This window comes from Streptomyces sp. NPDC087428, from assembly GCF_044744085.1.
Taxonomy (GTDB): domain Bacteria; phylum Actinomycetota; class Actinomycetes; order Streptomycetales; family Streptomycetaceae; genus Streptomyces.
This window is the reverse complement of sequence record NZ_JBIUXR010000025.1, coordinates 1-9,726: the sequence shown is the minus strand read 5'-3', so window position 1 is coordinate 9,726 and position 9,726 is coordinate 1. Positions and strand designations below refer to the sequence as shown.

The window sequence follows — 9,726 nt, the reverse complement described above, 5'->3', positions numbered from 1 at the left end:
CGGACCCGGGCACCTGCGCGTTCCCGGCCGGCCGCGGCCCCCCAAGTTGCCCGCGGGCTGCCGCTCTTGCCGCCGGGCGGCAGGTTCCGGCCTGCATAGCGTGAACCCATCCGCAGGCCATGGCTCCCGGCAACAGAAAGTCAAGGAAATGGTTGATCATTCCGGCTGGCGTGTCGGGGTAGCTTCAGCCCCCGTCCACCACGGTGAGATCCTGCAAGGCGTTTTCACCGGCGACAGCGGGCTCACCCGAGGTCTCGTCACTCTTCCCTGCACCATTCACGCGACCCGCGCGACGTTCATCCCCGCCCCCGGCGACGAGGTCACCGTCACGCCGGAGTGGAAGGGCAAGGCACGGCGCGCGGCCGAACTCGCGGTCCGCGCCGTGACTCCGCCGGGCGCCGAGCCGGCGGGCGGCCATCTGGACCTCACCGGCGACGTACCGCTGTGCCGGGGCTTCGGCTCGTCGACGAGCGATGTGCTCGCCGCGATCTGGGCGGTCAAGGACGCGTTCGTCAGCCCGCTGCCCCCGCAGGAGGTCGCCAGGATCGCGGTGCGCGCCGAGACCGCCTCCGACTCCCTCATGTTCGAGGAGTCCACCGTCCTGTTCGCCCAGCGCGAGGGCACGGTGATCGAGGACTTCGGCTACCGGATGCCGGCCCTGCGGATTCTCGGCTTCGGCTCCCGCCCCGAGGGCGGCGGGCGGGGCGTGGACACGCTGGCCCTCTCGCCGGCCCGCTACGGGCAGGACGACATCGACCTCTTCACCCGGCTGCAGGCGATGCTCCGGGAGGCCATCCAGATGAAGGACGTGGCCCTGCTGGGATCGGTGGCCACCGCCAGCACGGAGATCAACCAGCGCCATCTGCCGATCCCAGAGCTCGACCGCATCCGTGACATCGCGCGGACCACCGGAGCCGTCGGAATACAGGCGGCGCACAGCGGGGACATCGCCGGACTCCTCTTCGACCGGGACGACCCCGAGGTCGAGGCGCGGACCGACGTGGCCCAGGACCTCCTGCAAGAGCTCGGAATTCACGAGCAGTGGAACTACACAACGGGTGACTGACATGACGACGACGACTCTGCCCAAGGCTCACTCCTCGATCGTGGAGGCGACGGAGCTGCCCCGCATCATCAAGGTGAGCGACAACCTCTACGCGGCCGCCTTCAGCCTGATGAAGCTGCTGCCCGCCCGCTACATACTCGACCGCGCCGAGGCCGCCGGCCTGATCTCCCCCGGCACCCGGATCATCGAGACCTCCTCCGGCACCTTCGCCCTGGGCCTGGCCATGGTCTGCCGTCTGCGCGGCTACCCGCTGACCATCGTCGGGGACTCGGCGATCGACCGCGATCTGCGCACCCGCCTCGAAATGCTCGGCACGACCGTGGAGATCGTCGAGCACACCGGCCAGGCCGGCGGCATCCAGGGCGCCCGGCTCGCCCGCGTGGAGGAGCTGCGCCGCCAGGACCCCGAGGCCTTCGTCCCCGGCCAGTACGACAACCCCGACAACCCCGGCGCGTACGGCGTCGTCGCCGATCTCATCGGGGACACCGTCGGCGCCGTGGACTGCCTGGTCGGCCCGGTGGGTTCGGGCGGCTCCACCGGCGGACTCGCCGCCGCGCTGCGGCAGACCGGCCCGGCACTGCACCTGGTCGGCGTGGACACCCAGGGCAGCATCATCTTCGGCAGCCCCGACGGACCGCGCACACTGCGCGGACTGGGCAGCAGCATCCACCCGGGCAACGTCAGCCACAACGCCTACGACGAGGTCCACTGGGTGACCGCCCCCGAGGCGTTCCACGCGACCCACGAGCTCTACCGCGCGCACGGCCTGTTCATGGGCCCGACCAGCGGCGCGTCCTTCCAGGTGGCGTCCTGGTGGGCCGAGCAGAACCCGGAGAGCACCGTCGTGATGGTCCTCCCCGACGAGGGCTACCGCTACCAGTCCACCGTCTACAACGACACCTGGCTGAGCGAGCAGGGCATCGTCCCCGCCCCCGCCGCGGGCGGCCCCCGCACCGTCGAACACCCGCTGGACGCCACCGCCGCCTGGTCCCGGCTGCTGTGGGCCCGCCGCGGCTTCGACGACGTGGTGATGCCGGTGGTCGGCTCATGAGCGAGCGCCTGCTGCTCCTGGTGGAGAGCAACACCACCGGTACGGGACGGCTGTTCGCGCGGCGCGCGGCCGAGCTGGGTGTGGTGCCGGTGCTGCTCTGCGCGGACCCGGGCCGCTACCCGTACGCCGCGCAGGACCGGCTGCGGACGGTCGTCGTGGACACCTCCGACGAGTCCGCGCTGTGGGCGGCCGTCCGGGCGCTGGAGAGCGAGGCCACCGTCGCGGGCGTCCTGACCAGCTCCGAGTACTACGTACCCACCGCCGCCGCACTGGCCTACCGGCTCGGGCTGCCCGGCCCGTCGGCCGAGGCCGTGCGGGCCTGCCGCGACAAGGCCGAGCAGCGCCGGACCCTGACCGGCGCGGGCGTCGGCCCGGCGGACTTCGCCGTCGTCTCCGAGGTGGCCGGCGCGATCGACGCGGCCCGTGGCATCGGACTGCCCGTGGTGGTCAAACCCGTGCAGGGCTCGGGAAGTCTGGGCGTACGGCTCTGCGCGGACCTCGACGAGGTCGCCGAGCACGCCGGGACACTGCTGTCGGCCACCGTCAACGAGCGGGGCATCGCCGCACCGGGCCGGATCCTGGTCGAGGAGTACCTGACCGGGCCGGAGTTCTCCGTCGAGGTGTTCGGCACCGAAGCCGTCGTCACCGTCGCCAAACACGTCGGACCGCTGCCGGCCTTCGTCGAGACCGGGCACGACGTGCCGGCCGCGCTCCCGGGCGAGCAGGACATCGCCCTGCGCGAGACCGCGGTACGCGCGGTGCGGGCGCTCGGCCTCGGCTGGGGCGCCGCCCATGTCGAACTACGGCTCACCGGCACCCGGACCGCCGCGGTCATCGAGGTCAACCCCCGGCTGGCCGGCGGCATGATCCCCGAACTGGTCCGCAGGGCCTGCGGGATCGACCTCGTACGAGCCCAGGTGCTGGCCGCCCTCGGCGCCGCTCCCGAACTGGAGCGCGGCGGGTACGCCCGTGCCTCGATCCGGTTCCTCACCTGCGCGCAGGACGGCATCCTGGCGCCGTCCGCCGCTCTGGACGAAGCCGTGCACCGGGCCCGGACCGTACCGGGCACCGTCGAGGCGCTGCTCTACCGCGCCCCGGGCGAACCCGTCGGCCCCGCCCAGGACTTCCGGGGCCGCATCGGCCACGTCATCACCGTGGCGGACCGCTCGGGACGGGCCGCCGAAGCCGCCGACCGGGCCGTCGCCCTGCTCGGCGAGGCCGTGTCCTACGCGGATCTGCACACAGAGGAGGCATACGCATGACCACAGCGCCCGCGCACGGCGTCGACACCGGCCGGCTCAAAGCCGCGCTCGACGCCGAGGCGCACCGCATCGTCTACGACCAGTACCTGCCGGACACCGCCGACGGGCTCGGCGAGGAGCTGCGCAGCATCAGCGAGGTCGACCGGGCCCACCTGATCATGCTCACCGAGCGCGGGATCGTCGACGCCGACCGGGCCGCGGCCCTGCTGCTCGCCATCGAGGAACTGCGCGGGCAGGACTTCGCACCCGTCCGCTCCAGGCCGATGCCGCGCGGCGTCTATCTCGCCTACGAGGGACACCTCATCGAGCAGCTGGGCGACCGGACCGGCGGCATCCTGCACACCGGCCGCTCGCGCAACGACCTCAACGCCACCACCACCCGGCTGAAGACCCGCGGCCCCTACCTGGCACTGCTCGACGCCGTCGACCGGCTCGCGGGGGTACTCCTCGACCGGGCCGAGGCGTACCGGGACGTGGTCATGCCCGCCTACACCCACGGCCAGCCCGCCGTGCCGATCAGCTACGGCCACTACCTCGCCGGCGTCGCGGGCGCCGTACTGCGCGCGTACGAGGCACTGCTGGACGCCGGACGCCAGATCGACGTCAACCCGCTGGGAGCCGGCGCGATCGGCGGGACCTCCGTCCCCATCGACCCCCGGCGCACCGCCGAACTCCTCGGCTTCAGCTCCGCCGCGCCCAACTCGGTCGACGCCGTGGCCTCCCGTGACTTCGTCCTGGACCTGCTGTCGGCGTCCGCCGTCCTCGGCGTCGCGCTCGCACGGGCCGGCCGGGACCTGAGCACCTGGACGTCGGAGGAGTTCGGGCTGCTGCGGGTGGGCGACACCCTCGTCGGTTCCAGCTCGATGATGCCGCAGAAGCGCAACCCGTTCCTCCTCGAACACATCCAGGGCCGGTCCGGTGCCGGCCTGGGCGCCTTCGTCGGCGCGGCGTCCGCGATGACCACCGGCGGCTACACCAACGCCATCGCGGTCGGCACCGAGGCCGTACGGCACCTGTGGCCCGGCCTCAGCGGCACCACCGACGCCGTGACGTTACTGAGCCTGGTGGTCGCGGGCACCGAACCGGAGCGCGAGCGCATGACGGAGCGGGCCGTGGACGGCTTCACCTCGGCCACCTACCTGGCGGAGCGGCTCGTGCTGGACGGGATGCCGTTCAGGGCCGCACACCATCTGGTCGGTGAGACCGTGCTCGGCGCCCTGGACTCCGGCCGGTCGCTGGCGGACGCCGCCCGCTTCACCGCCGTCGACGAGGGCGGACTGGCCCCCGACCGGGTGGCCGAGGCGTGCGCCCACGGCGGCGGACCGGGCTCCACGGCCGACGGGATACGCACCCTCGCCACCCGGCGGGACGTGCTGAGAACAGAGCTGACCGGTCGGCGCACCCGCTGGTCGGACGGGAGCGCACTGCTCACGCAGGCCGTACTCAGGGCGGTGACGTCATGAACGCCCGGCTGACCGAGCGCGACAGCGACACGGAGCAGGGGCCGCCGCCGCGCGGCGGACTGCGCGCCAACCGCGATTTCCGGCTCCTGTGGATCGGGGAGACGACCAACCGCGTCGGCATCAACATCACCGCCGTCGCCATGCCCCTCGTGGCCACGGTGACGCTCAAGGAGAGCCTCTTCTCGGTGAGTCTGCTGGCCGCGGCCCCCTGGCTGCCCTGGCTGCTGATCGGTCTGCCGGCCGGCGCCTGGGTCGACCGGATGAGGCGACGGCCGATCATGCAGATCTGCAACCTGGTCTCGCTCGTACTCCTGGCGAGCGTGCCGGTCGCGGGCTGGCTCGGAATCCTGACGCTGACCCAACTGCTGTTCGTGGCACTCATCAATGGGTTCGCCGCGGTGTTCTTCGGAATCTCGTACAAGGTCTACGTGCCCTCCATCGTCGGACCCGAGGACCTCCAGGAGGCCAACGCCAAGCTCCAGGGCAGCGAATCGGTCGCCCAGGTCGCGGGGCTGGGCGGGGGCGGTCTGCTGGCCCAGGTGTTCGGCGCCACCTCCGGACTCCTCGTCAACTCGGCGACCTTCCTCGTCTCCGCGCTCTGCCTGTCCGGCATCCGTGAGAAGGAGCCGATCCCGGAGAAACCCACCGAACGGCCTGCCCTGATGCAGGACATCAAGGAGGGCCTCCGCTTCGCCTTCAAGGACCCCTACCTCCGAGTCCTCACCCTGTACGGAACCGTCACCAACCTGCTGCTCACGGCCGAGGCGGCGATCCTGCCCGTCTTCATCCTCCGTGGGCTCGGGGTTCCGGAAGGCGCCACCGGATGGCTCCTCGCGTCGAGCAGCATCGGCGGCATCCTCGGTGCCGCCAACGCGCAACGCCTGATCGCCCGGTTCGGCTCGGCCCGCGGACTGCTGGTCGCCACGGTCTGCAGCGCCCCGTTCGCCCTGCTCATCCCGCTGACCAACAAGAACTGGACCCTGTCCGCGCTGGTGGTCGGGAGCGCCGTGCTCTCGCTCGGCGTCGTGCTCGCCAACGTGATCCAGGGAGCGTTCCGCCAGCGCTACTGCCCGCCCCAGCTGCTCGGCCGCGTCTCGGCCAGCATCTCGGTCGCCAACTTCGGCGCCATTCCCATCGGTTCACTGCTCGGCGGAACCCTCGGCACCGTCCTCGGTATGCGGCCCACCCTGTGGCTGCTCACCGCCGGACTCGCCCTGACCCCGCTGCTCCTCCTGATCGGGCCGCTGCGCGGAAGGCGCGACCTGCCGGTCGCGCCGGCCACACGGTGAGACCCGGCTCGCCTGTCACTCTCGTACGAACAGGAGAGACCCCGTGGAACAAACCCTGCCGTGGGTCGTTCGTGAGCTGCCACCCCCCGGCTCACTGGACCTCTGGCTCCTGAGGGTCTCGGATGTCCCCCTCGGCATCCTGGACGAACAGGTACTCGACGCGACCGAGCGTCAACGTGCCGCCACCCTCATGCACGCCGCCGACCGGACCCGGTTCACGGCCGCGCATGTCGCCCTCCGCCGGCTGCTCGGCTCGTACCTGAGCCTGCGCCCCGAGGAGGTCCACTTCGGCCGGGACACCTGCCCCTGCTGCGGCGGACCGCACGGCCGGCCCACCGTGGTCGACGCCGACGACCGGCTGTTCTTCTCCCTGTCCCACCGCGGCGATCTCGCCGTCGTCGGCACCGCGGCGGCCCCCATAGGGGTCGACGTGGAACTGGTGGGCGACGAGGAGGGCACCGCGGAACTCGCCTCGATGCTGCACGTGGACGAGCAGGCCGAACTGGCCGCGCTCGGCCCCGCGGAACGGCCCCGGGCGCTGGCCCGGCTGTGGACCCGCAAGGAGGCCTACCTCAAGGGCCTCGGTACCGGTCTCGGCCGCGATCCCGCTCTCGACTACGTCGGCTCGGGCCGTCCCGAGGGCCCGTACCCGCCGTCCGGCTGGACCCTCCTCGACGTCCCGGTGGACCGGGGCTACGCGGCGGCGGTGGCGGTGCGCGGGGAGCTGAACGTGGACGGGCCGTTCGTCAAGAGGCTCTCCGGCCTCGATGTCGTACTGCACGCCCGCGACGCGCTGCGGACGGCGGGGACGCCGCCCTGACCCGGCCCGGGGTCCGCCGGGTGCACCGTTGCGGTGATCACCCGGCGGCGGGCACGTACCACCCGGCCGCTCCCGCGGCCGCCGATCACCGAAACGTCCTCGACAACACTCCTACGGACTTTTGGAACTGACGATGTCAAACGCTGTGCAGCAGGCCCCCGCGGCCCTCCTCCCGCAAGTGCGGACCCGTACCACCGGGCAGCCGGACACCGGCGCCGAGCAGGTGACGGGCGCCCAGTCCCTCATCCGCGCTCTCGAAGAGGTGGGCGCGGACACCGTGTTCGGTATCCCGGGCGGCTGCATCCTTCCGGCGTACGACCCCCTGATGGACTCGACCCGGGTCCGTCATGTGCTGGTCCGCCACGAGCAGGGCGCCGGGCACGCGGCCACCGGCTACGCCCAGGCCACCGGCAAGGTGGGGGTGTGCATGGCGACCTCCGGGCCGGGCGCCACCAATCTGGTGACCCCGATCGCGGACGCGCACATGGACTCGGTGCCGATGGTCGCGATCACCGGCCAGGTCCCCTCCAAGTCGATCGGCACGGACGCGTTCCAGGAGGCGGACATCGTCGGCATCACCATGCCGATCACCAAGCACAACTTCCTGGTCACCAACCCCGACGACATCCCGCGGACGATCGCGGAGGCCTTCCACATCGCCTCCACCGGCCGCCCGGGACCGGTACTCATCGACATCACCAAGGACGCCCTCCAGGCGGCCACCACCTTCCAGTGGCCGCCGGTGATGGAACTGTCCGGATACCGCCCGGTCACCAAGCCGCACCCCAAGCAGATCCGCGAGGCCGCCCGGCTCATCGCCGCGGCCCGCCGGCCGGTCCTGTACGTCGGCGGCGGGGTGCTCAAGGCGCGTGCCACCGACGAGCTGCGCACCCTGGCCGAGCTGACCGGGGCGCCGGTCGTCACCACCCTGATGGCGCTCGGCGCCTTCCCCGGCAGCCACCCGCAGCACGTGGGAATGCCCGGTATGCACGGGGACGTCGCGGCGGTCGCCGCGCTCCAGAAGGCCGACCTGATCGTCGCGCTCGGCGCCCGGTTCGACGACCGGGTCACCGGGAAGCTGGACGGCTTCGCCCCGCACGCCAAGGTCGTCCACGCCGACATCGACCCGGCGGAGATCGGCAAGAACCGGCTCGCGGACGTCCCCATCGTCGGCGACGCCCGCGAGGTGCTCGCCGCCCTGGCCGCCGCCGTGCGCGATGACCGGGAGGAGGGGAACGCCGGCGACTACGCCGACTGGTGGCGGGACCTGGACCGCTGGCGGACCACCTACCGGCGCGGCTACGAACTCCCCGCGGACCCGGGGCTGCTCTCCCCGCAGCAGGTCATCGAACGCATCGGCCAACTCGCGCCGGAGGGAACGCTGTTCGCGTCCGGGGTGGGCCAGCACCAGATGTGGGCGGCGCAGTTCCTCCCGCACGAGGAGCCCGGCACCTGGTTCAACTCGGGCGGCGCCGGGACAATGGGGTACGCGGTGCCGGCGGCGATGGGCGCCAAGGCCGGGATGCCGGACCGTACGGTTTGGGCGATCGACGGTGACGGCTGCTTCCAGATGACCAATCAGGAACTCACCACCTGCGCGCTCAACAACATCCCGATCAAGGTCGCGATCATCAACAACGGCGCGCTCGGGATGGTCCGCCAGTGGCAGAGCCTCTTCTACGGCGCACGCTTCTCCAACACGGTGCTGCACGACGGCGCCACCAACGCCACCACCGGCTCGACCCGCGGAGTGGGATCCACCACCAACCGCGGCACCCGGGTCCCGGACTTCGTACAGCTCTCCGAGGCGATGGGCTGTGTGGGCCTGCGCTGCGAGAACCCGTACGAGCTCGACGCGATCATCGACAAGGCCAACGCGATCAACGACCGCCCCGTCGTGGTGGACTTCATCGTCCACGAGGACGCGATGGTGTGGCCGATGGTCCCAGCCGGCACCTCCAACGACGACATCATGGCCGCACGCGACGTACGCCCCGACTTCGGCGACTCCGCGGACGACTGAGAGGACCTCCCGACATGTCCCAGCACACGCTCTCCGTCCTGGTCGAGAACACGCCCGGCATCCTCGCCCGGGTCGCCGCCCTGTTCTCGCGCCGCGGCTTCAACATCGACTCGCTCGCCGTCGGCACGACCGAGCACCCCGATCTCTCCCGCATCACCATCGTCGTCAGGGTCGACCACGAACTCGCCCTGGAGCAGGTGACGAAGCAGCTCAACAAGCTGGTCAACGTCCTGAAGATCGTCGAGCTGGAGGCCGACTCCGCCGTCCAGCGCGAACTGGTCCTGGTGAAGGTGAGCGCCGACAACGGCTCCCGCTCCCAGATCGTCCAGATCGCCGAGCTGTTCCGGGCCAGGACCGTGGACGTCTCGCCCGACGCCGTCACCCTGGAGGCGACCGGCTCCGGCGACAAGCTCGACGCGATGCTCCGGATGCTCGCGGCCTTCGGCATCAAGGAGCTCGTCCAGTCCGGCGCGATCGCGATCGGCCGCGGCTCCCGGGCCCTGGCCGACCGCACCGCGCGAGAGGCCCGGCCGATCCGCCTGACCCCGGCCGGCACCGCCACCGCGGCACGCGCGCAGAGCGCGTAGCACGCCCGTCCACCTCTATCGCGTCCGCACACCCTCACATCACAGGAACCAAGGAGAACTCCCCATGCCCGCCGAGCTGTTCTACGACGACGATGCCGACCTGTCCATCATCCAGGGCCGCAAGGTCGCGGTCCTTGGTTACGGCAGCCAGGGCCACGCCCACGC

Annotated in this window: 9 protein-coding genes; all 9 read left to right on the top strand. The window is 71.8% G+C overall.

Annotated elements, in window-relative coordinates:
* The first annotated feature begins 148 nt into the window (after positions 1 to 148).
* A complete protein-coding gene (locus ACIO3R_RS36835; RefSeq protein ID WP_385039905.1) occupies positions 149 to 1,066 on the top strand; it encodes a kinase in 918 nt (305 codons plus the stop codon).
* Position 1,067: 1 nt separating this feature from the next.
* A complete protein-coding gene (locus tag ACIO3R_RS36830; protein ID WP_385039907.1) occupies positions 1,068 to 2,117 on the top strand; it encodes a PLP-dependent cysteine synthase family protein in 1,050 nt (349 codons plus the stop codon).
* Positions 2,114 to 3,379 carry an ATP-grasp domain-containing protein gene (locus tag ACIO3R_RS36825; RefSeq protein ID WP_402111375.1) on the top strand — a complete coding sequence of 422 codons (1,266 nt, stop codon included), beginning with the start codon at positions 2,114 to 2,116 and terminating at the stop codon, positions 3,377 to 3,379. The genes ACIO3R_RS36830 and ACIO3R_RS36825 overlap by 4 nt, the downstream gene beginning before the upstream one ends.
* Positions 3,376 to 4,842 carry an argininosuccinate lyase gene (gene argH, locus ACIO3R_RS36820; protein WP_402111373.1) on the top strand — a complete coding sequence of 489 codons (1,467 nt, stop codon included), beginning with the start codon at positions 3,376 to 3,378 and terminating at the stop codon, positions 4,840 to 4,842. The genes ACIO3R_RS36825 and argH overlap by 4 nt, the downstream gene beginning before the upstream one ends.
* Positions 4,839 to 6,131 carry an MFS transporter gene (locus ACIO3R_RS36815; RefSeq protein WP_385355365.1) on the top strand — a complete coding sequence of 431 codons (1,293 nt, stop codon included), beginning with the start codon at positions 4,839 to 4,841 and terminating at the stop codon, positions 6,129 to 6,131. Before argH ends, ACIO3R_RS36815 begins: the two co-directional genes overlap by 4 nt.
* Before the next feature lie 43 nt (positions 6,132 to 6,174).
* Positions 6,175 to 6,951 carry a 4'-phosphopantetheinyl transferase family protein gene (locus tag ACIO3R_RS36810; RefSeq protein ID WP_385039918.1) on the top strand — a complete coding sequence of 259 codons (777 nt, stop codon included), beginning with the start codon at positions 6,175 to 6,177 and terminating at the stop codon, positions 6,949 to 6,951.
* A 133-nt stretch (positions 6,952 to 7,084) separates the two neighbouring features.
* Positions 7,085 to 8,974, top strand: a complete 1,890-nt coding sequence (locus ACIO3R_RS36805; RefSeq protein ID WP_385039921.1) for an acetolactate synthase large subunit — start codon at positions 7,085 to 7,087, stop codon at positions 8,972 to 8,974.
* 14 nt (positions 8,975 to 8,988) lie between these two features.
* A complete protein-coding gene (gene ilvN / locus ACIO3R_RS36800; RefSeq protein ID WP_385039924.1) occupies positions 8,989 to 9,561 on the top strand; it encodes an acetolactate synthase small subunit in 573 nt (190 codons plus the stop codon).
* A 64-nt stretch (positions 9,562 to 9,625) separates the two neighbouring features.
* The coding region (locus tag ACIO3R_RS36795) for a hypothetical protein (RefSeq protein ID WP_362967579.1) at positions 9,626 to 9,726 on the top strand (101 nt) is incomplete at its 3' end.

Excerpts from the sequence above, each read along its gene's own strand:
- ACIO3R_RS36835 (WP_385039905.1), top strand. The coding sequence starts at position 149 with ATGGTTGATCATTCCGGCTGGCGTGTCGGGGTAGCTTCAGCCCCCGTC.
- ACIO3R_RS36830 (WP_385039907.1), top strand. The coding sequence starts at position 1,068 with ATGACGACGACGACTCTGCCCAAGGCTCACTCCTCGATCGTGGAGGCG.
- ACIO3R_RS36825 (WP_402111375.1), top strand. The coding sequence starts at position 2,114 with ATGAGCGAGCGCCTGCTGCTCCTGGTGGAGAGCAACACCACCGGTACG.
- argH (WP_402111373.1), top strand. The coding sequence starts at position 3,376 with ATGACCACAGCGCCCGCGCACGGCGTCGACACCGGCCGGCTCAAAGCC.
- ACIO3R_RS36815 (WP_385355365.1), top strand. The coding sequence starts at position 4,839 with ATGAACGCCCGGCTGACCGAGCGCGACAGCGACACGGAGCAGGGGCCG.
- ACIO3R_RS36805 (WP_385039921.1), top strand. The coding sequence starts at position 7,085 with ATGTCAAACGCTGTGCAGCAGGCCCCCGCGGCCCTCCTCCCGCAAGTG.
- ilvN (WP_385039924.1), top strand. The coding sequence starts at position 8,989 with ATGTCCCAGCACACGCTCTCCGTCCTGGTCGAGAACACGCCCGGCATC.